Annotated in this window: 14 protein-coding genes; 2 read left to right on the top strand and 12 right to left on the bottom strand. The window is 54.3% G+C overall.

Annotated features, from left to right (window positions below):
• The first annotated feature begins 2 nt into the window (after positions 1-2).
• On the top strand, positions 3-932 hold the full coding sequence (locus ACTJIK_RS19990; protein WP_440649304.1) for a hypothetical protein: 930 nt from the start codon (positions 3-5) through the stop codon (positions 930-932).
• A gap of 88 nt (positions 933-1,020) precedes the next feature.
• The gene (locus ACTJIK_RS19985; RefSeq protein ID WP_440649303.1) at positions 1,021-2,574 is read left to right on the top strand and encodes a T9SS type A sorting domain-containing protein; all 1,554 of its coding nucleotides are present in this window, start codon (positions 1,021-1,023) and stop codon (positions 2,572-2,574) included.
• Positions 2,575-2,626: 52 nt separating this feature from the next.
• Here ACTJIK_RS19985 and ACTJIK_RS19980 read toward each other — a convergent pair whose 3' ends face one another.
• The 12 genes from ACTJIK_RS19980 to ACTJIK_RS19925 form a co-directional block, all read right to left on the bottom strand.
• Positions 2,627-3,745: a redoxin domain-containing protein gene (locus tag ACTJIK_RS19980; RefSeq protein ID WP_440649302.1), complete on the bottom strand. Its 1,119-nt coding sequence runs from the start codon at positions 3,743-3,745 to the stop codon at positions 2,627-2,629.
• Positions 3,746-3,771: 26 nt separating this feature from the next.
• Complete coding sequence (locus ACTJIK_RS19975; protein WP_440649301.1) at positions 3,772-5,190, bottom strand: PKD-like family lipoprotein; 1,419 nt, start codon at positions 5,188-5,190, stop codon at positions 3,772-3,774.
• A 16-nt stretch (positions 5,191-5,206) separates the two neighbouring features.
• Positions 5,207-6,040, bottom strand: a complete 834-nt coding sequence (locus ACTJIK_RS19970; RefSeq protein ID WP_440649300.1) for a DUF4843 domain-containing protein — start codon at positions 6,038-6,040, stop codon at positions 5,207-5,209.
• A gap of 11 nt (positions 6,041-6,051) precedes the next feature.
• Positions 6,052-7,515: a RagB/SusD family nutrient uptake outer membrane protein gene (locus tag ACTJIK_RS19965; RefSeq protein ID WP_440649299.1), complete on the bottom strand. Its 1,464-nt coding sequence runs from the start codon at positions 7,513-7,515 to the stop codon at positions 6,052-6,054.
• Between the two features lie 10 nt (positions 7,516-7,525).
• Positions 7,526-10,999, bottom strand: a complete 3,474-nt coding sequence (locus ACTJIK_RS19960) for a SusC/RagA family TonB-linked outer membrane protein (protein WP_440649298.1) — start codon at positions 10,997-10,999, stop codon at positions 7,526-7,528.
• A gap of 139 nt (positions 11,000-11,138) precedes the next feature.
• The gene (locus tag ACTJIK_RS19955) at positions 11,139-12,158 is read right to left on the bottom strand and encodes a FecR family protein (protein WP_440649297.1); all 1,020 of its coding nucleotides are present in this window, start codon (positions 12,156-12,158) and stop codon (positions 11,139-11,141) included.
• Between the two features lie 82 nt (positions 12,159-12,240).
• On the bottom strand, positions 12,241-12,825 hold the full coding sequence (locus ACTJIK_RS19950; protein ID WP_440649296.1) for an RNA polymerase sigma factor: 585 nt from the start codon (positions 12,823-12,825) through the stop codon (positions 12,241-12,243).
• A gap of 161 nt (positions 12,826-12,986) precedes the next feature.
• On the bottom strand, positions 12,987-15,359 hold the full coding sequence (locus ACTJIK_RS19945) for an ABC transporter permease (RefSeq protein ID WP_440649295.1): 2,373 nt from the start codon (positions 15,357-15,359) through the stop codon (positions 12,987-12,989).
• Between the two features lie 196 nt (positions 15,360-15,555).
• On the bottom strand, positions 15,556-16,695 hold the full coding sequence (locus ACTJIK_RS19940; protein ID WP_440649294.1) for a glycoside hydrolase family 76 protein: 1,140 nt from the start codon (positions 16,693-16,695) through the stop codon (positions 15,556-15,558).
• An 8-nt stretch (positions 16,696-16,703) separates the two neighbouring features.
• Positions 16,704-17,837, bottom strand: a complete 1,134-nt coding sequence (locus ACTJIK_RS19935; RefSeq protein WP_440649293.1) for a SusE domain-containing protein — start codon at positions 17,835-17,837, stop codon at positions 16,704-16,706.
• Between the two features lie 26 nt (positions 17,838-17,863).
• On the bottom strand, positions 17,864-19,468 hold the full coding sequence (locus tag ACTJIK_RS19930; RefSeq protein WP_440649292.1) for a RagB/SusD family nutrient uptake outer membrane protein: 1,605 nt from the start codon (positions 19,466-19,468) through the stop codon (positions 17,864-17,866).
• A 12-nt stretch (positions 19,469-19,480) separates the two neighbouring features.
• A complete protein-coding gene (locus ACTJIK_RS19925) occupies positions 19,481-22,969 on the bottom strand; it encodes a SusC/RagA family TonB-linked outer membrane protein (RefSeq protein ID WP_440649291.1) in 3,489 nt (1,162 codons plus the stop codon).
• Between the last annotated feature and the right edge of the window lie 43 nt (positions 22,970-23,012).

Genomic DNA, 23,012 nt, shown 5'->3' with positions numbered 1-23,012 from the left:
CTATGAACATACGGCCTCCCGGATGGATCGTATTGCTGTTGCTTGCCTGTTGGCATCCCGTTGCTCTCAAAGCGCAACTTAAGCTGGGCGCTAATCCCGCCAGCATCAGCAAATCTTCCATATTAGAACTTGAAAGCAGCAGGCAGGGCCTTTTGCTGCCCCGCGTGCCAGATACCGCCGTGACTACGCTGGCCGCAGCTCCAGACGGTACCATTATATATTTCACGCCGGCAAACAGCATCCTCGTGCGCAAGGAAGGAGCATGGCGGCAGATGACGGACGCCTCCACGCCCGGCTGGCTGCTGAACGGGAATACGCTCGCCGGCACGGTCACGCTCGGCACGGTGAATAATTTCGCGCTGCCTTTCATTACCAACAACCAGGAAAGGATGCGTATTGCGGCCAATGGCGCCGTGGGCATCGGGAATGCAGCGCCATCCACCAAGCTGCATATCACTACCGGCACTGCGAACGACGGCGGGTTGAGAATGGAGAATCTTACTTCTTCATCGGCGATCACGACGGGCAGCGCTGTTGGCGCATTGGGAATGGACGCAACAGGGAAAGTAGTGAGGGCGCAAAGACCCGTTATTTACAGCGGCGGCGCGGGCGCTAATGGCGCGGCAGGCGGCACGGCCACTGCGGATGCGGTCACCAAAGTATGGATAGCCAATGTAAATAATACCGCGACAGGCACTCAAACCATCAACTTCCCCACCAATGTGACCTTTACAAACATACTGAGCATACAGGCAATAGCCGTGGGAGGAACGGGAACGGCAGACGCGCCGGTCGTATCCATCACAAGCAATACGCTCAGCTCAATGGTCATCAGGGTGCTGGAAAGCTCGACGGTCGTATTGGCCAATGAGGCGCTGACGCTTCACACGAACACCGGCACCAGGATCTATATCAGGGTAGAAGGCAACTAAACGTCAAAAAAACATATTGCGGTTTCCAACACACATATTATCCTTTCTGAAACTGCTGCTTCCGGCACTGGCTTTCATCTGTCCTGCGGTGCATGCCCAATCCGGCATATTCATCCCGCCCGGGGCGGATATCATGGCTTATAAAGCAGACACCGTTTCGATCTTCGGCAACATGGACAACCGGGGGCGCTTCGGCTCTGCTGTTGGCTCTGTGGTACTCTTCTACGGTCAGCAGTGGAGCAATACCGAAGGGGCGTCATTGCCGGACGAACGGTTTTACCATCCGTCAGCACCCGCTAACGGCGGCATTTTCCGGTTCATGCAGCCGCAGGATACCAGCGCTACTACGCAATATGTTTTCGGCGGCTACAGCGCCTCCGGCAATGCAGGCGCCAGCTTTCCCAACCTCAGCATCAACAATACCGCGAACGTGCAGCTGGCAGACCTGAGCGATATCAGCATCCGCCACAACCTTCATTTCGAAAGCGGCCATATTATCCTCAATGGCTGGAATATTTCCGTAGGCGACGATTCCCCGGGCAGTATCACAGGCTATTCGCACCAGCGTTTCATCGTTACCGGCAGCACGCCTTACGGCGGGTACCTTTACCGCAAACAGGCGAGCGCGGCAAACGGCCAGCTTGTTTTCCCCGTAGGCAGCGGCGCGGGCAGCTACACACCGCTGGCCCTGCGTTACAGCGGCACAACAGCGGATAATTTCGCGGCCAGGGTTTTCGACAATGTGCTTTCCCATGCGCAGACCGGCAGCATCCTGCAAAGCAACCGTGTGCTGAAAACCTGGCATGTGCGGCAGGCGCGCCCGCAAAGCGGCGCCGAAACCATCGTATGGCTGCAGCATAATCCACCCGAACAGGATGCAGGCTTCGCCCAAAACACCGACAGCAGCTTTATCACCCGCTTTATCGTTCCCACCGGCTGGGATACCGTGAGCCCCGCAGGATTTACGCGCCCCGGCAACTTCACCACCGGCATGCCGCTCACGGAAGCGTTGGTACATACCCGTAGTTTTACGGGGTCGGGCCATCTTTTCCTTTCCCTGCTCACCTACAGCAAACCACCGGCACCAAGGTTCCAGGTATCCCTTATCTTCGATGCTTTCCGGAAAGACATCCGCTGGGTGCAGACCAGCTGGCTCACCCTGCGTGAACAGAACGTGCAGCATTTTGAGCTGGAACGCCGCCGCGAGAACGAAAGCAGCTTCCGCACCGTGGCGGTCATTCCTTCACAAACGCCCACGGGCAACAGCCAGGTGAACCGCAGCTACCAACACGTGGATGATAATTATTATGACAACTGGAGCTATTACCGGTTGAAGACCGTCAGCCGGAACGGCGACAGCGCCTATTCTCCCATCCGCGCCGTGCCGAACTATTACCAGATCACCGTTTCTCCCAACCCCAACCGGGGAACGTTTAACGTGAGTTTATTCGGCATCCGGAACCTGCTCAGGATCGAAATGTACGACATGAGCGGCAGGCTGGCCGCCAGGCAGCAGATCGCCGGCAACAACACACCGGTGTCCGTACCCAACCTGGCGGCGGGTATGTATATTCTCGTCTTTTATGATACCGACAACAATCATCTCATCATCGACCGTCAGAAAATAGAGATCATTAAATGACGAAAGGCCGCACGCTTTCGCGTACGGCCCGGTCACGAAACAGGGTTCCAGGTTATTTGATAAGAACGGCCAATTGTTTCTCGAGATTCTCCCCTCTCAGGTTTCTCGCCAGTATTTTGCCTTCCGGTGATATCAGGAGGTTAGCAGGTACGCCGCGGATATTATACATCTTAGCCACTGCATTGTCCCAGTATTTGAGATCGGACACATGGGTGAACGATTCCAGCCCGTCTTTTTTAATAGCGGCCAGCCACAGGTCTTTTTTCCCCGGCTGGTCCAGCGACACGCTCAGCACCTCGAAGTTCTTCGCCTTGTATGCTTTATGCGCAGCCACCACGTACGGATTTTCCGCGCGGCAGGGCCCGCACCAGGACGCCCAGAAATCCAGCAGCACGTATTTGCCTTTGAAGTCGGACAGCTTTACGGGTTTCCCGTTCACATCGTTCTGCGTGAAATCCGGGGCAAGGCCGCCGATCACCAGCTGGCGTTCCATGTCCATCATCTTCCGGAAATTCTTTCCTTCGCGGGTTTCGCGCACTTCCTTGTCCAGGGCGGCAAACATGGGCTCCAGTTCCTCCAGGTTCATGTTGTTCGCAACAGACAGTTCTTTCATCGCCACGATGCTGAAGAAAGACTTCGGGTTGGTCTGGATGAACTCGCGCTGCTTGTTTTTCCGGAGATCTATCGCCTGGCGGAAACGACCGTCCAGCCATTTCATGAAAGTCGTATCGTTGCGCTGCACTTCCGAAGAACCGCCATAGATTCGGTTGATGGAAGCCATCGCGGAATCGTAGCCGGAGATGAACAGCTTATACTTTGCGAACTCCATGTTCAGCGGCGAGCCGGTGATAACGGCTTTGCTGAGCAGGTCGGCGCTGGTGATGCTGATCTCGCCTTTGTCCAGGTAAAACAGCAGGCGGTCCGGCTCGGTGCCGGGTTGGGCGATCAGCATCATCATGGCCATGTCCGTGTATTCCACTTCGCCTTTGAACTCAAAAGCGCCGTTGACCAGATCCGCTGAATCCACTACAGGACTATCACCTTTTTGCCAGTTCAGGTATACTTTGGCGGGCGCGTTGTAACTGCCCACTTTTCCTTTCAGAACATATTTGACTTGTGCGAAACCCATTACAGGGCATACCACAGCGGCCAGTAACAACCATTTTTTCATTATCGGTGCTTTAGTTTGAATATTTTTTAGTTCTCCCGTATCATAATATCCACAGGTTCCCCGGGAATGCCTTCTGTTTTGCTTACAATGACGCCGTTGTTGCCGGTGCTGGTGTTCAGATAATACACCGCTCCTTCCACGCCGGCTATCAGCTGGTTGCCGTTATTCGTCATTCTCAGCATGGTAATGCGTTTGCCGCCGAAGCTGGCATCCAGCGCTTTTACTTCCTTGTTGAGGGGATTGTAGCGGTAGATCTTGTCATTGGAGGTAAAAAAGAAGACGCCGACGGGAGAGCTTTGCCACAATGTGCCTGCCGTGAGCAGGGCCGCACCGGGAAACTCGCGTTTGCCCAACGCGCCAAAGCGGCTGCGGTCCTCCGACCAGTCGACGCTGAACCGCAGCTCGATCTTTTTACCTACGCTGTCCACAAACGCGTAAATGGAATTGTCGCTGAAACGTTCCATGTACAGCAGGTCCATCCCCAGTTTTTTAGGATTGAACAAGGAATCGGTCACGGTGTAGGTGGTATCGTAAAAGTTGGAAAGGCTGAAGCGCACGAACTGCTTTTTCCGTTTTTCAAATCCCAGGTAATAACCGGCATTAGGCTGTTCGTACGCATTGGTGATGATGCGCGGATGCAGCTGGTAATCGCCGCCGATGGGCTCGCCCCAGAAGCCATAGTAAGGCCAGAAGGGAGCGGTTTCTGTGGCGCCCAGGAAAAGTTTTCCGTTAATGATGGCGGTGGTGACGCCGGCGGGCATGTTCAGGAAAGTGCTTACTTCACGGGCTGGCGGCGCAGTGTAGAAGTTCTCTTCCAGGGTTTTGGCTTTCAGCAGCGTATTGGCATCCACCTGTATTGCGCCGGTGCCTTCGCCGCTGTAGGTAACCCAGAAATAATTCAGCTGGTTCATATAGAACTGGTTCCTGACGGGCACTATCTGCATGGCTCCGCCGGGAATGCCGGAGTTGTTGATAGCCGTATAAATATCGGGCTGCAAAGTGCCGTCAGGCTTTACGAAGCTGAGCACCGTGCGGTTATTGTCGTTGCTCAGTACCAGCGTTCCGCGGGTGAACTGCGTTTGCCCTTTTACAACGAACTCGTAATAGTATTTCTGTTTGGTATTGTTGTCCGTCACGATCAGCAGCGCATTGTAACGGTTGGCACCCAGCCCGAACACGATGCGCAGCTGCTGCCCTTCGTAGTCCACAGACATGGCCCGCTCGGGCACGCTTATTTTCCAGGTGCAGGAATAATCGTTCTTTCCCGATCTAAGGGTGATAACAGGCGCAATGATCAGGCTGTCGCCCGAAGTGGCGTTATACGCGGTATCCAGCCCGCTGATCACGGGATCGGGTACGGAGATGTAGTCGTAATTCCCTTTGTCTTTGGAACATGCGGCCAGCACCAGGATGCCGCCAAGTATGTATAAAAGATGATTTCTCATGTTTCGCTGTTTGGCATTAAACAATCCGTGCGCCGGTTTCGTCTGTGAAATAATATCTGTTATCCGCCGGGTTCAGCTCCAGCAGGTATTTCTTTTCAGGGTTGGCAACGCTGAAGAAGTTGTACTTGCCGGCGCCCGCGGGCTCCAGTGTATATCCTGCCTGCGGGTTTTCCGCCACCCAGCTGATGGGGCTGGCCAGGAAGTTCTTGAAGCGGCGGGTAGAATACAATACCTTGGGCAGCACCTGTGCATCGAATGCAGCCGGCAACTCGGTAACGCCGGTGGCGCGGATGAACAGCTCGTGCTTCACACGCGAGTAATTGCCCAGCTCCATCTGCCAGGTAGCCCACCAGACGGGCTTTTCGAGCCGGTTGGAAAAGATCACCTTCGCGGAATCGTACGCGGGATTGGTAACGGTAAAGTCTTCCGACGGCACCAGTCGCAGCTTCAGCCGCACGGTTTTTCCCGTGAGCGCAGGATCGGCGGCAAACAGGATAATGGGCACTTTAGTGCCCCCGCTGTCCGCAGGTATGAGGTATTCTTTTTCAAGGGATTTGTAATGTTTGTCCGCCTCGGCTGTGGTATTTTTCTCATCCACCGCAATGCGGAAGCTGCGCGCCTCGCTCCTGCGCATGCCCGCGATCTTTACAGGCAGCCACACGGTGTCCACGGATTTTTCGGGATACAGCGCGAATGAGTACATCACGCTGTCCGTCCGCTGGTTGTTGCGGGCGGGATCGTTGAAATCGAAATAAATATTGTCGGGCGCGGTATAGAGCTGCTCTTCTGTTTTTTTACAGGCGGAAAAACAGGCGCTTCCTATGATGATATATGTCAGAAGTTTTTTCATCGCTGTTGTTTTTATCGGTTACCGTATGCGATCTCATCGTCGGGGAAGGGGAATACGTAGATAGCGTTCCCGCCGCCGATCGTGCTGCCGGAAGGGCCGGGTATATTCGCGTTCAGCCGTTTGTACATGTAGAACATCTGGCCCTCGGAGAAGAACTCTTTCCGTGCTTCTTTCTTCAGTTCGGTCATGAACACGGTTTTGGAAGGATCGCTCAAACGCACGCCGATACCGCGGTTGAGGCGGACGGTATTGAAATAGTCCCAGGCGGCGGCAGGGTTCCTGTCGAACGTGCACTCCGCGGCGATATAATACATTTCGCTCAGGCGGATGGCCGGCAGCATAAGCGCATGCAGGTTGCGGTCTCCGTCGCGGGCGTATTTCATCACGCGCAGGTAAGAGCCGGAAGAAGCCGATCTGCCTTCGAACCACTGCTTGTACCGGTAATCTTCCGCGCCAACGCCGCCCACTTCATAAATGTTGCTGCATTCCGCCGGAGACACATACAGGGCGGTCACCCCGTTGTCTATCACATCGCGGATCGTTCCGTTGGCGTTGTTGGCATAAATGCCGAAGATCAGTTCTTTATAAAGGATGCGGTCTTTCTTCTCATCATCCGGATTAAGAAAGTCCGTGGCTTTGGTGAAAGGGAATTTGGCGGAATTGATCACTTCCAGCGCATGGCTCAGCGCCAGGTCCTGCTCGCCTTTGCTGAGGTACACCCGTGCCAGCTCGCCGCAAACTGCGTAGTAATTCAGGCGGTGGCGGCGCTCCTGGAGGAACAGGTCCGGGGCATCGGCTTCGGTGGTGGTATCGCCGCCCGGGTAACCGACCTTGTAACCGGGGCTGAGGATCGGATCCGCCGCGCGCAGCAGTTCTTTCGCTTCCAGCAGGTCTTTGATCATGAGGTTCAATGCGTCTTCCACTTTAAACAGCTCCGGTGTTGCGTTGCTGAACTTCGTTACGTAAGGAATGCCCTTGCCGTTTTTATTCACGGCATACGATTCGGCGAACAGCCGCAATGCATCGAAGTGGCAAAAGGCGCGCATCGCAAGGGCCTCTCCTTTCACAAGCCCGTAATTGGCGCCGGTGAAAAGGTCCTTCTTCGCATCCACGTTCTCCAGTATCAGGTTGGCATTGGCCACCACGTTGTAAAGACCTTTCCACATCTCATCCCTGCGGCTCATGAAATATTGGTCCTTGTAGTTGAAACGCATGGTTGGCCCATACATCCAGGGATCAGTGAGGTCTACGGTGTAATTCTGCGCCAGCGCGTCCAGGGTGCCAACGGAGAGCTCCCGGCCGAAAAGGTCTTCTTTGGTGAGCCTGCCATACAGGCCGTTGATGGCTTCCTTGAACCCGTCTTCGGTGCTGAACAGCGCGTCTTTACTTACTTCGGAAGCCGGCGTCACATCCAGCCACTTGCTGCAGGAAGCCAGTAAACATATGGTGAGGATCGATATCAGGTATTGCTTCATGTCTTCAGTTTTAGAATCTGGTGGCTAATGAGAAAGTGAAGCTGCGCGCAAAGGGATAATCTATGCCGCGTTCTATCTGCAGGCTGGACCAGTATGCGAGGTCGTTCAGGTTAAGCGCCAGGCGCAGGCTTTTCATCTTCAGCCGCTTGTAGAGACTGGCGGGCGCTTCCCACGAAGCGTATACGCTTTTGAACTCCAGCCTGTTCTCCTGCTGCACAAACCTGCTCGTAGCCTTGGTAGTGGTGAGGTCCGCAATATTTTTGTAGAAGGTGCGGTCTCCCGGTTTCCGCCATCGTTCGGCCAGCACGCGGCTGTCCACGTTATATTTCGGATCGGCATTCTCCACGCGGTCTATCAGCGTCTGGTTATAGATGTCCCCGCCTACTTTGGCGTAGAAGCTGAATTCCACCATGAAGTTGCGGTATACGATGCTGCCACCGAAGTACCCGTCGAAATCGGGCGTCATATCGCCTACCGCCACGGTGTTGCGCACGTCATAATCGTAAGTGGTGGTGCCGTCGGGGCGCTGGAATATCTCGCGGCCGTTCTCCGGGTCTATGCCAAGGCTGCGCACGGCGTAGATGGTGTTGAGGCTCTGCCCTTCCTGGAAACGCAGCAGGGGCTTGGTCCTGAGCGCGGAATCCTCACGCTGGTTCTTGTCCACCTGTTCGTTATAGCTTTTCAGGGAGTTGGAGATCTTCGTGATGATATTGGTGTTGCTGCCGATGTTGGCGTTCAGGTTTACGGACCAGTCCTTGCCGCGCAGCACGTTGGCGCGGAAATATACTTCATATCCCTTGTTCACCATTTCGCCAAGGTTATCCTTATACTGGCTGAAGCCGGTGCTGGGCGCCACGTTCACGTCGGTCAGCAGGTCTTTGGTGAGCTTGCGGTAATAACGCGGCGAAATGTACAACCGGTCTTTGAACATGGAGATCTCCATGCTCAGGTCGTAGTTGCGGGTGCGCTGCCATTTCAGCTTCGAGTTGCCGTAACCTGCAAACACGGCGCCTACGCCGGTGGAATACCAGTCTGCCGTATAATAATTATAAGTGGTATTGGAAAGATAAGCCGGGAACGATACATCGCCGGTGAGGCCGGTGGTGGCTTTGAGACGCAGCTGGTTAAAGATGGTGTTGCGCATGAACTTTTCGTTGTGCAGGTTCCAGCCGATGCCGTAGCTCCAGAAAGGCGCCATGCGCGATTCGGAACCGAACTTGGACGATCCGTCCACCCGCACGGTACCGTCCATCAGGAAGCGGTTCTGGTAGGAATAGTTCATGGAAAGGAAGGCGCCGATCAGCCTTTGTTCTGTAACAGAACCTACCGGCGCTTTGTCTTTCTCATAACCGCGCGCGAAAGACACGTCCGTAAAGCGGTCGTTGGTAAAGCCCTGCGCCACGAATTCGCGGCCGGTATATTTCGTAGACTGAATATTGGTACCCAGCGAGAAATTGAGGAAGTGCGAGCCCTGCAGCACTTTGTTATAGTTCGCGGTCAGGCTTCCGTCCACCTGCGTTTCCTGGATGGTCTTGTAATAATAACGGCCGCGGTCTTTCAGTGCATCGCCTTTATCGTAATAGAAGGTATTGCTGAGCGGGGACACGAAGCGGTCGTCTGTGCTTTTCCGCTTGGTAAGACTGATATTCCCGTTGATCCTCCATGCCGGGGAAGGATTGTATTCAATCGCGAAGTTGTCGATGAACTCCGTGTATTCCGTTTTGTAAAAACCGCCTGTAGTGGCTTCGTACAGCGGGTTGAACACCGGCGCCAGCACGCGGTCGCCGCTTATGCGGTCCTCGTTGCTGAGGTAGTTCCACTGATCCACGGTAGGCATGATCCTGCCGGCGGAATCTGTGCGCGGGTAATAGGGGTTCATGCGCACGTAGTTGGCAAATGAACCGTATGGAGATTCCGTTCCGTTCACCTGCGAAATGGTGAAGCTGTTGCGGAACAGGAGCTTATTATCTTTCAGGTTGTAAGAAAGGCTGTTGGCCAGGCTGTACCGGTCTCTGCCGGAACCTTTCATCACGCCGTTGTTTGTCTGGTAACGGGCGTCCACGCCATAGCGGATGGTGGGGCTGCCGCCCTGCAGGCTGATGGAATGTTTCTGCCCGAAATCGGTGCTGACGGGCTGGCTGAGCCAGTAAGTGTTCACGCCGCTGAGTACATTCTTCCTTTTCGCGTAATATTTCTGTGCCAGCTCATCCTCTGAATCGATACCTCCGTTGGAGGTGTATAATCCCGCCAGGCGTTCATATTCCAGCTTCTCTTCCGCGTTCAGCACGCTGTAGGCTGTGAGGTCCGGAGTGGTCACGTTCAGCTCGTAGTTGTAATACACTTCCAGGCTGCCTTCCTTCGGCGTTTTGGTTTGTATCACCACCACGCCGTTAGACGCCCGCGAGCCGTAGATGGCTGTAGCGGCGGCATCTTTCAGCAGGGTGATCATTTCAATACGGTTCACGTCCAGGTCGTAAATGGTTTGGATACCCACCTGGTAACCATCCAGCATGAACATCGGGAGGTTGGTGATGGTGGCGAGCGAGCTGCGGGTGAGCAGTTTGGGGTCGCCCGCGGGAACGGCCGTGGCCCCTCTTACGTTGATATTGGGCAGCTGGTTCGGGTTGGAACCGGCGAGGTTGTTTTCCACGATGCGGAACGAAGGATCGTAGGCCTGGATGCTGGCCAGGATGTTCTGCGGGTTGAAGCGCTTGATCTCTTCGCCGGTGATAACGATGGCGGAACCGGTGTAGCTTTCTTTCTTGAGTTTCTGGTAACCATTCACCACGAAGTCTTTCATAGACTGTACATCCGTCAGCAGCTTCACGTCCAGCGAGCTGCGGCCGTTCACTTTTATTTCCTGGGTTTTGTAGCCCAGGTAGCTGAACACCAGCACTGCGTCTTTCGGTACGTTGCTGAGGGCGTAGCGGCCTTTCTCGTTGGTTTTGGCGCCGTTGAAAGTGCCCTTCACCACGACTGTAACGCCGGGAAGCGGCATGCCCGATTCCTCGGTTACCTGGCCTGATATACCCGCCTGCTGCTGCACAACGGCTTCCAGCTGGAGCGGTTGCGGCGCGGTGGTCCCCGCATTGCCGGCTTCAGTTTTGGGACGGGCTGGTTTTTGATTTTCTTTGATGTAAACGATGAACTGCCCTGTTGCGGCTTGTTCCGCTTCAAGGCCAAGCGGCCGCAGGAACTGGTTCAGGTAGGCGTCCATTTTTTCAGCCGGCTTTTTGGAAGCGGGCTTTGAGAGGGAAATGCCCTGGATGGTAGCGCCGATGTAATTGATCCGTACTTTGTACTCTTTTTCTATCTGCAGCAGCACGTCCTTTAATGGCAGCGGCTTCCCGTCTGCCGGCTGCTGCACCGCAAAATACCCGGGCGAAGCCTTTGCCGTACCGGCGCCCCCGCTTACGGCCGACAAGGGCAGCAGCAATGCAAGGGCCAGGCTTTTAAACGATCTCCCGGCGTAAAATTCTACCATAACAATAGATTTTTGGTTGGTTGTATAATGATTTTGATTCCCCCATTCCAGGCATAACAATGCCTGTTCCCGATCTTAACGGGAATTATTCTGTGACATAGCTCCCGGCTTTACCGGGAAGACCTCGTAATGAATGTGCTTAGTTCTGCTTGCTGATCTTGTATACGTTCGTTCCTGTTTCTTCTATCTGTACGTTAAAGGTGCGGGATATTGTCTTAAAGAAAATCCCTATATCGTCTAATGGTATGCTTCCTGTGAATGTCTGGTCGCCGAGGCCGGCATCTTCCGGTTCTATGATCACACTGGTATTTTCCTGCAAGGCGCGCACCACATCCCTGATCGGCGCATCGGTAAAATGAAGCACCTTCGTGCGCCATGAGCAATAGTTTTCAGGGTTCACCTGTTTGTTCACCAGCGAATCTTTCAGGGATGAATAGGCGATCATGTCTCCCGGCTGCATGGTGATAGGTGCGGAAGCTTTATTCTTCAGTTCCAGCTGTACCTTGCCATTGCTCAGTACCACCTGCGTTTGCCCGCGGCGGGTGTTTACATTAAAAGACGTGCCCAGCACGCGTACCGCCATATCGTTGGTGAGCACGATGAACGGCTCCGCGCCGGGTTGCTGTTTAATATTAAAAAATGCTTCCCCGCCCAGCAACACTGTCCTTTCTTTACCTTTTCCCCACCCGGTTTTCAGCGACAGGCTTGAATTGCCGTTCAATCTTACCTCCGAGCCGTCAGGCAGCAGGATCGTTCTTACCTCCAATTGACTGGTTTGGTAATGAATGTATTCTTCCTTATTAAAAAGCCAGAAAGATACCGCAACGACCAACACCGCTACTGCAGCGGCATACCCGATCCAGCGGCGGCTCCGGCGTTTGCCAGCCACGGGCATATGCACCACCTTGGCGTCATCTGCTGCGCTTTCCATGCTGCGCACGATGCGGTCCCAGGTTTCATCTTCCGCCCCGGGAGGCGGTGTATGCGCCTGGCTATGCAGGGCCAGCAGTATCTCTTTCGCTTCCAGCAACTCGCTCTCCTGCCCGGGATGACTGTCCAGCCAGGTTTCCCAGAACGCGGCTGCGGTCTCATCCTGCTCAAGCACCCATTTCCGGAACCCGGGATGCTGCAAAAGGTCTTGCGTCGTGAAATTGCTCATTATCGATACTTATATGGTAAAGCAGGAAACGGGTAAAATCTTAGCGCGTTTTCCCACTTTTTTTTGAAAAAAAATTAACTGATTACAAATGAACCAGTTGTATTGCCAGCAACAGGACGCATTTCAGCCCGCCGCTGTGTTTTTTAAGGAAACTGAGGGCTTTGGACAGGAGCACGTAAGACGAATTCAGGCTCAGGTCCATCAGGTCGGCGGTTTCCTGCGGGCTGAACCCTTCATAAAAGCGGAGGTGCAGTATTTCCTGCTGGCGCGGCGGCAGCTGGTCCATGATCTTCACCAGCTTCAGCCGCAGTTCCTGGCTGGATTGCGCTTTGATGATGACGTCTTCCGGGGAAGCGGCCGCGGCAATGGTTTCTGGCACTTCCCCGATGTGCACGGCGCTTTTCTGTACCTGTGCGGTGATCCTTCTTTTGAGGCTGGCCAGTAAATAAAATTTGATGGAATCTGTGGCGGAAAGCCTTTCCCGGCTTAGCCAGATGGTTACAAACAGGTCGTGGATACAGTCCTTTACCAGGCTTTCATCCGCCTGGAGCTTCATGCCGTATCTGAATAAAGCGGGAAACCAGGTGCGGTATATGAAGGCAAGCGCCTCCTTATCTCCTTCCGTCACCTTACCCCATAGTGCTTTATCATTCAGGCTGGCGTACAACTCGCGCGTGTTTTAGATTTTGATGGACTGTGATACCGGATAAAGATATGTATGGGAAAGTTAGGATGCAAGGTGATTTTAGTGGGAAATATAGCAGTCCGCCCCGGCGGCCGTGGCTGCTATATCGATTTTTCACGCTCCCGGCATAGCGGGCATGCGGCTCATTCCGCCTTCAGGCTTTTCACCGGGTTCATGATGGCGGCTTTCACGGCCTGGTAGCTCACGGTTGCCAGCGTGATCACCAAAGCGCCGGTAGCGGCCATTACAAATACCCACCACGACAGCTGCGTGCGGTATTCATATTGCTGCAGCCATTGGTGTAGCGCATACCAGGCCAGCGGGACGGCGATGGCGCAGGAAATGAATACCAGCATCACAAAGTCCTTCGACAACATCTGCCATAGATTGAATACGGATGCGCCCATCACTTTACGGATGCCTATTTCCTTGGTGCGTTTTTCCGCCACGAAAGATGCCAGCCCAAACAGGCCCAGGCAGGAAATAAAGATGGCCAGCACGGCAAAAAAAGTGGTGAGGTTGCCGATACGTTGTTCGTCACTGAATTTTTTCGCATACTCATCGTCTGTAAACTTGTACACGAAAGGACTTCCGGGGTTATATTTTTTGAATACAGGTTCTATTTTCGCCAGGCCTTCCTGCATGGGCACACCGGGTTTTATCCGCACAGTGATCAGGCGGGCCCAGCTAGGCTGCAGGTGGAAAATAACGGGCCGTATGGGCTGGTAGGGCGATTCCATCACCATATCCTTCACCACGCCGATGATCACATGATCCTGGTCCAGCCAGCGGATCACCTGCCCCACCGGCTCTTTGAAACCCACCAGCTTTGCAGCGGATTCATTCAAAATGAAAGCGCCGGTATCTGAAGGAAAATTCCTTGAAAAGTCGCGGCCTTCTTTGATCGTCCATCCAACGGTGCTGCCAAAGTCGTGCGAAACGGCGATCGTACCGGGGCTTACCTTCAGGCCCGGGTCTTTACCCTTCCATTCTACAACATTGTTGGACCACACTTCAGTGGGCGCGCTGTTGGACTGTGCCATATCAGTCACCGCGCCCGTCTGCAGCAGGTCGTTCCTGATGGCGTCGTAATGCCCTAAAAAATCCGGCGTATTTATATCTACCGTGATCAATCCTTCCCGGGTATACCCCACAGGCCGGTTGCGGGCATGCTGCACCTGCCGGTACACGATAAGCGTGCCGATGATGAGGGTAACGGATACGGTGAACTGTACCACTACCAATACCTTGCGGGGAAGCGCGGAAAAGCGCCCTGCCCTGAAAGTTCCCTTCAGCACTTTCACCGGCTCAAAGCCGGAAAGATATAAAGCGGGATAACTGCCGGAAACAAGCCCGGCAATAACCGTAAATCCAAGTATCAGCGCCCAGAACAAAGGGTAAGCCCAGGGAATGGACATTGTTTTATCAGACAGCCCGTTAAAGAAAGGCAGCGACAGTTGCACCAGCAGCAAAGCCAGTACCAGCGCCAGGAAGGTCACTATCAGCGATTCGCTGAAGAACTGGCCGATCAGCTGCCCGCGCAGGGAACCGATGGCTTTCCGGATGCCCACTTCCCTGCTGCGTTTTTCGCTTCTTGCGGTGGAAAGGTTCATGAAATTGATACACGCCAGCAGCAGCACAAATACGCCGATGATACCGAAAAGCCACACGAGCCTGATGCGGCCGCCAACCTGCCGGCCATTCTCGAACTGGTTGTACAGGTGCCATTTTTTCATCGGGTGCAGCAGCAGCTCTTCCCTGGCGTGTTTCACATGCGGAGTGGGAAGATTCCTGATCTTCGCGCTTAATTTATCGATATCCGCGCCGGGACCCACTTCCACATACAGCCGGCACATATGGTTGTCCCACTGCGTTTGGGCAGCTTTGATCCAGTATTCTGTATCGTTTACATACCGTTCCCAGGGAAGCAGTATTTTCAGTTCGCCGTAAGTTGTGTTATAAGCCAGGTCTTCAAATACGCCTGCAACGGTCATGTCGAACTTGTTATCGACGCGCACGATTTTATCGACCGGGTCTGTATCCCCGAAAAGCGCCTTTGCAGCGGATTGCGCCAGCAATACGGAATTCGGATCTTTCAGCGCGTCCTGGTGGCCGCCCAGCATTTTTAAAGTGAACATGCGCGGAAAAGCTTCCTGCGCCCAAATACCCATTTGTGATATTTTTTTGTCACCGGCGGCGAGTATGTGGGCTTGTGTAAACGAAGCAAGGGATATGTTCGGGAAATCGGCTTTATACTGGTCACGGAGACTGTACCCCATTGGAATGGAAGTGGTCGGACCGGTGTACGTGGCATCCGTCATATCGACATTCACCATTACCTGCGCCAGCCGGTCGTATTTTTTATGGGAGGTATCAAAAGATACTTCATCCCATATCCACAATCCAATCAGCAATGCCACAGCCATACCTGTGGCAAGCCCCACAATATTTACCCCCGAATACATTTTGTTGTTCAGCAGGTTACGCCAGGCTACCTTGAGATAGTTTTTCAACATAACAGGAAAGGATTTGCCCTGAGGCCGCCAAGAAAATGCCAGAGTTTTCTGCCGGTACTACCCAGCAGCGTATACATTATATTATTTTAGTAATTGTCCGGTTTTGATACACGGGCTGTCCGGGTATGGTAAAACGATAAAAAAGCCGCACCAACTCAGTCGGGGCGGCTTTTTCAAACAATGAAATTCCATTTATTTACTCGATCAGCCCCAGTTCTTTTAGTTGCGCAGCCGCTTCGATCAGCATGGCGCCGCTTAGTTGCGTGCTCAGGTCTGTGGTCGTCACAATGCTTGTCCATTTGCTGCCGAAGAGAATGGAAGGCCGGTAGGTGCCTTGCTGCCACAATGTTTCCGCGTTCAGCTTCAGGAAGTTCACGAACTTCGTTTTGTCTGTCGCGCTGATGTTCCCGTCTGTGATCAGCAGCATCAGGTTGCGTACCAGTATGCCTTTGAACAGGCCGCCATCTCCGCCGCCTTCGTCCTTCATAATATTGCCTTGTGTAAAATCCCCGGTAAGCGCGTTGTTCGCCGTTTTGAGCGCATCGTTCAGGTATACGGCCTCGCCGGTGATCTTGTACAGTTCCACGCCGGAGCCAATGTATACACCCTGGTTGTAGGTGAACTTCCAGGCTTTGTTGGTACCGGTGCCATCCAGCCCGTCCCATACCAGGCCGGTAGCTGGATCTACCAGGTTGGCCTTTTGCCATTGATAGATCTTTTTGGCCCAGGCCAGGTCGTCGGGCTGCTGGTTCAGCTGGTAGATCCTTGCCGCAATGATGCAGGCGGGCGCATTGGCGGGCGTGTTCTTGTTCTTCCGCTCCTTGTTCCAATAGATACCGCCGCCCCAGGTTTCATCCCAGCCGGTTTTAATGTCGGTCCACAGCAGCTCGGCGGTGGTTTTATATTTCGCGTCGCTGGTGGCTTCGTAGGCACGGAGGCAGGCCAGGGCCAGCCACTCCATATCATCGTAAAAATGATTGATGTAGGTATTGCCGTTCTTCACGCGCATGCCTTCCAGCAGCTCGTCCATGCGGGTTTTCACCTGCGGGTCGTTGGTGCGGATGAAGGCGTCCAGCAGTACATCCAGCGCGTGAGCGTTGCGCCAGTAGTGAAAGTCCTGTTTGCCGGCGCTGTTTTCGTTGTAATATTTACCGGTCTGGTTATAGAAGTTGCCCAACAGGGAAACGTAAGTTGAATCGGCATTTTTTTCCCAGTTGAAAACGGTGGTCTTTTTCCCGGCGCCCGGTCCCGGACCCTCGTCCACCGGCTCTTTGAGGCAGGCGCTCAGGGACGTGATCAGCAGGGCGCAGGCAAATAATCTGATCGGTATGTTCATAAAGCGTCTTATTTAATGATGATTTCGTGCGTGTAGTTCTTATCCCTGTAAAAGAACAGGTTCACATCGCAGTTTCGGGTATCCACTTCGGTCCTGAACTTGTAACAGTAGTTCCAGCGGTCGTTGTTGGTGATCGGGCGCAGTTCCCAGAAAGAAGGCGGCGTATTGGCGGTGGGACGGTTATTGTCCGCATTGGAGCTGCCGATCCATTCATCGCTTTCCACACCGGCCGCGTTCTTCACTCGGATGCGGAACTTGTACCGTTCGTCGCGGCCCCAGGATTCCTGCCTGAAGGTAATGTTCTTGTCTGCCGCGCTCCATGTGCCGTTGCCGGCATAAGCGGTCTCGAAGAGGAACTTGTCATCCGGCGCAAACCACAGGCCGATGCTGAGTATTTCGGTGGCCGTAGCGGTGGCATTGTTGAAATCGAGACGGATGCGGTATGCCTTGGTGCCGGTGGCATGGGTACTTTCGCCTTTTTCTTTCAGCAGCTCGCCATCCATATAAAAGTTATTGGGCGTGCCGCTTTTACGGTCTATGAACTGGAATTTGCCGTCTTTCAGCGAAGTGTATATTTCAAATACGCCGGCGGTGATCATTTTCATCTGCAGGGCATTGGCGGCATCGCCTCCCGCTTCTGTGGCGGTACCGGTGAGGAATATGTCCACGGGTATTTCAGCAAACCCTGCGGGCCTTTCCACTTCGATGGTCCTTGTTTCGGAAGAAGGCTGAATATTAAAACCCTTGCTGGCGGAAACGTTCCACTTCAGCTTACCGGTGCCCAGCGCGGGAATGCCTGCTTTGGCGGCCAGCGTGTTCAGGTCCTTGTGGCTGAGGGTGAGTTTGTTCTGTATCCCCCCGCCGTCTGAAGCGATGCGGCCAAGCGGCGCGCTGAAGTCGCCGGATTCTTTGTCGAACACTACTTCGTAGAGCACGAGCGAACCGTCTTCCGCACGGGCCTGCTCCCACTCGAAGCTTAACGCCGCGCTGGTAGCGGGTTGCAGCTTGGTGAACTTATTATTGACCGGCGCGCTCAGCTTTTCGACGGGCTTGAGATTGGTGTTCAGCTCGTAGTCGTTCTTTTTACAGGCCATGAATAGGATGGCCGTCAGGAAAAATGTTATCGGGAAATATCTTTTCATAACATGAGTTTATAATGTTGTGATTTTTACCATCCGGTATTTTGGCCAAGGTTCTTGTTCTGGTCGGTTTCGAAAGTAGGTACGGGCCAGAGGTAATGTTTCGGATTAGTGAAGGCCCTGTTCTCCACAATAATATACCCCTTCGGATCCCGGTTGAAGGCGCCGCTGCTCACTTTGATGCCTCTCACGGGCCTGTTCAGCACCGTCTCCGCGATCTTCCAGCGGCGGATATCAAAAATACGCAGGCCTTCAAACGCCAGCTCTGCCCTTCTTTCGCGGCGAACGATGTCGCGCAGCTGTTCTTTGGCGCCGCCCGGGAATTCGGTGGCGGCTGCTTCCGTAAACCCTGCACGTACGCGCAGCAGGCGGATGCTGCGGTTCCAGGCTGCGGCATCCAGCGTGCCCAGTTCGTTGAGCGCTTCTGCATACATCAGCAGCACGTCCGCATAACGGATAACGGGCAGGTTGAGGGTGGAATTATAGTTGGAGGCGGTGCGGTCGTAAAACTTGCGGAAGTAATAACCGGTGGGCGAAGCCCCCTGGTCGTCCACGCTGTTGGTGGCCGGCACGGAGCCCGGCTGTGTAAGGATGGTCTGCACCCTGCCCTCAAAATCGGTGATGGTAGCGCCGTGGTGGATAATTGTAGCGGTAAAGCGCGGGTCGCGGTTCACATACGGGTTGTTCTCGTTGTAACCTGAACCGGCTTCGTTGATCGCTTTGCCGTTGAGCATGATGTAATCGTCCACCAGGTCCTGCGTGGGCACCAGGGTGCTGCGCAGCAAGGCTACTGTTTGCGGGAGAAAACTGCGTTGTGTGCCGAAGGTTCTGCCGCCGCCGTATTGTATATCCAGGATGGTTTCGCTGTTGAATTCATAGGCGGGCAGGAACAGGTTGCCGTAATTGCCCAGCAGCGAATAAGTGCCGTTCTGCGTGGAATTAATCAGCAGCTCGCATTCTTTCCGCGCTTCATCCCACTCGCCGTTGAACAGCCTCACTCTTGTGCTCATCGCTATGGCGGCCCCACGGGTAATACGGCCGCGGTCTTTTTCGGCATAGGCGGTATTCACGGGCAGATCGTTCCTGATCGCCGCCAGCTCGTCCAGCACAAAACGGATGATCTCTGCTTTGGAAGTACGCGAGATCGTTTTTGATTCTTCAACGGAGATGAGGTTGGTGAAGAACGGCGCGTCGCCGAACCAGAACGCCATCTCGAAGTAAGAATATGCGCGGATGAAACGGGCTTCGGCAAGGATGCGCTGTTTCAACGCGGCGTCCATCGAGGGCACCCGGTCTATGTTCAGTATCACGTTGTTGCATTTGCGGATGGCGCTGTAACGGTAGCTCCACTCTCCTCTCACCCTGCCAATGGAAGGATCGTAGCTGCCGGAGGCAATGAGCGACACGCCGTTGAAACCGCCGCCGGACACAAATGCATTGTCGCTGAGGGCTTCATCTCCAAAGAAATGCCCGTCGTCGGACATATTCTCGTAGCAGCTGGCCAGCGCATCGAGCGCATCCTGCGCATCGCGCCAGTAGGCTTCGTCTGTGAATTCCCGCGTGTTAGGCTGGTCCAGCTTCCGGCAGCCAAACAGCGAGGCGGTGAATAACAGTATGAACAATATCTTTTGCATAATTAAACCTGTTTAGAATTTGATGTCCAGCCCGAATGCGAACGTTGCGGCATTGGGATAGTTGCGGCCCGCAATGGCGTTGTAGTTGGAAAAGCCCAGCTTGTCGTCGTACTGTGTGAACTCGGGGTCCACACCCAGTTCCCTGAACCTCTTCGGCATAAATGTGACCAGGTTCTGGCTGGTGAAGTACAGGCGCGCGCTTTGCAGCTTCACGATGCCGGTCACGGATTTCGGCAGGGTGTAGCCCAGTTGCAGGTTCTTCAGCCGCAGGTATTTGGTATCAAACATCCAGTAGTCGGAATACGCGAAGTTGTTGGCGTTGGCGGTACCGATGGTAAGCCTGGGATAGGAAGCGCCGGGATTGGTGGGCGTCCAGCGGTCTATGTGCTGCACGTACGCATGGTCTTCGTTGTTGTGGAAAGCCTCCACGATGTCTCCTCTCAGGAACTGCGAACGCCTGCCCACGCCCTGCCAGAACATGGTGAAATCCCAGTTCTTCCATGCAGCGTTATAAGTAAACCCGAACGTATACCGCGGGAAAGGATTGCCGAACACGTAACGGTCGTCCGCATCTATCACGCCGTCCTCATTGCGGTCTATGTACCGTATATCGCCCGGCTGCACCTGCTGGTTGTAGGCAAACGGCACTTTCGGCGCGTTCTTGATATCGTCCAGATTCTGGTAAAGGCCGTTGGAACGGTAACCGAAATAGGATGCAATAGGGAAACCTTCGCGGATGATATAAGCGTAGTCCGCCCCACGGATGGATTCCTGGCCGAAGCGGATCACGCGGTTCAGGTTATCGGAAAGGTTGGCGGCGATGGTATGGTTTACGGGACCGGTTTTGCCCCTGTAGCTCACCGTCAGTTCCCAGCCTTTGTTCTCCACTTCGCCCACGTTCTGCAGGCTGCTGCCGATGCCGGCGGTGCCGGGCACTTCCTGGGTGAGGTAAATGCCGGTGGTGCGTTTGTTGAAGAAGTCGAAGCTGGCGCTGAGCTTGTTATTGAAGAAATCAGCATCCACGCCGTAGTTGCTCATGGTGGAGATCTCCCATTCCAGCAGCTCGTTGTAGGGCGTAAAATCCGCGCCGGGATTGGCGGTGTTGTTGAACGGGTATTTGTTGGGATTGATGTTCACACGCGCCTGGTAGTTGAACCCGCCGATGTTGGAGTTGCCCACCTGGCCCCAGGAGTACCTGAATTTCACATTGCCGAATCGGTCGCGGAAGCCGTCCAGGAAGGCTTCATCCGTTACGCGCCAGCCGAGGGAGAAGGCGGGGAAAAACTGCCAGCGGTGGCCGGGCGCCAGTTTGCTGGAGCCGTCGTACCGCCAGGTGAATTCCGCCAGGTACCTGTCTTTGTACACGTAGTTAAAACGCCCGAAAAGGGAATTCAGCGCAAACAGGTTGGGATTGGTGATATCATTGTACATGCCGATGGTCGCGTAATCCAGCGTACCGTCGGGTTTTGGTATGTAACCTCCGCCGATGGTCCATTCCTCGTCGAGATTGGTGCCTGCGAAGCGGGTGGCACGGAATCCGTAAAATTCATTCACAGCATCGCTGCGCGCACCCACCTGGCCTTTTACGTAATGTTTGCCAAAGGTGTTTTCGTATTCGGCGGTGGCATATACGTTCGTGGCCATGTCTTTATATTCGGACACGGTCATCTGATTATTCACCGGCGGGTTGGCAGTGGTATAATAAGGCGCATAGCTGTATTTGTTGACGCGGTTCCGGTAATTTTTGATGGAATAGGTACCGGAAGCGTTGAAGTTCAGGGTGAAGTGGTTAACGGGCGTGATGGTGATGTTCAGGCCGCCCAGCAGGTTGTCCCACTCTTCGCGGTTATACCCGCCCTGCGCCAGCTGCGCGATCACGTTGTTGCTGTTCAGCGCGGGCACTACGAAATTACCCAGCGAATCTTTCACGGGATAAATGCGCGGGGTGCGGATGGCATCACGGATGAGCAGCCCGATGTCCGGCTGCTGTTTGTTGTAATACGATTTCGTATAGGCGAGGTTCATGTCCACCTTCACGTATTTGCTTACGTCCACGGAAATATTGGCGCGGGCGTTATAGCGTTTGTAGTTGAAATCGATATCGGAAGGGATGTATTTGTTCTGGAGCATATTGCCCTGGTTCACATACCCCAGCGAAAGCAGGTAGCTGGAGCTTTTGCCGCCGCCGGTGAGGCTGAGGCTGTGGTTCTGCTGCGGGGTGTATTCGCGCAGCATTTCGTCCACATAAGCGGGCTCTGAACCCCTGTTTTTCCAGTGTGCGATCTGTTCGGGCGTGAACTGCGGGGTTTTGCCGGAGTTCACCAGCGCTTCGTTCTTCAGCGTCATGTATTCCCATCCTTCCACCTGGCGGGTCATGGTGGTGGGCGACTGCCAGCCATACATGCCGTTATACATCACGGCGGGCTTATCGTCCTTCTTCCCTTTTTTGGTGGTGATGTAAATAACGCCGTTGGCGGCCTGTGAGCCGTAGATCGCGGAAGAGGCGGCGTCTTTCAAAACGGAAATGCTTTCCACATCATACGGGTTCAGGTTGCGCAGGCCTTCGTTGCCAGCCTGCACGCCGTCTATGATAATGAGCGGGCCGTTCCCGGTAAGACTGCCCACCCCGCGGATATTCAGCACCATCGCGGCTCCCGGCTCAGCGGTATTCTGCTGAAGGGTAAGGTTGGGCGCCGTGCCCTGCAAAGCCTGGAACATGTTGGATACGGGCCTGCTTTCGATATCTTTCGTGGAAATGGTGCTGATGGCGGCGGTCACCTGCTTCTTCCGCTGTGAGCCGTATGCGGTGATCACCACTTCGCCCAGCTCTTTCGAATCGGCGCTGAGCACGATGGTGATGCTGGTGCGCCGGCTGATGGGCACAATGGCCGGATTGAATCCCACGAAGGTGCATACCAGCGTGCCGTCCATGGCAGAAGCGGGGAGCTTTAATGTAAAATAACCTTGTTCGTTGGTGACGGCGCCAATGTTCTGGGCGCTTTGCAGGCGAACGTTCACACCGGGAATCCCCTCACCGTTATCACTCACCACCCGACCGGAGATGGTCACGTCGTCCTGCTGTGAATTTACGGTGGTGGCGGCGTTTCCCTGTTTCAGGATGATCTTGTTGCTGATCAGCTCGTAGCGGATGGCCAGCGGGGAGCAGATCATTTCGAGCACTTCTTCGAGCCGCTTGTCCTTTACGTTCAGCGTGATCTTCCGGGCTGCCGGTATTTCGTCGTTCGAGAAAACGAATACGTAAGCCGTCTGCTGTTCGATCTTTTCGAGCACTTCGGTGAGCCGGGTGTCTTTCACCTGCAGGCTGATGCGCTTGTCCAGCGGTTTCCGGGTATCCTTTGCCTGTTGTTCCCCTGCGGTGCCGGCGGCGGCGAAAGTATGCTGCGCCTGGAGGCCGGGCAGGCCCATCAGCGTAAGGCATAAGAATAGCATCAGGAACAACGAACGGAAAGGCCCCACGTTAGGTTGTGGTCTTTCTTTCATAACGTTAGCGAAATTGTTTAGCGAAATTGATTTATAAACTACT

Origin of the sequence: Chitinophaga sp. 22620, assembly GCF_052044405.1 — a bacterium.
GTDB lineage: Bacteria > Bacteroidota > Bacteroidia > Chitinophagales > Chitinophagaceae > Chitinophaga.
This window is presented reverse-complemented; position numbering and strand designations above follow the sequence as displayed.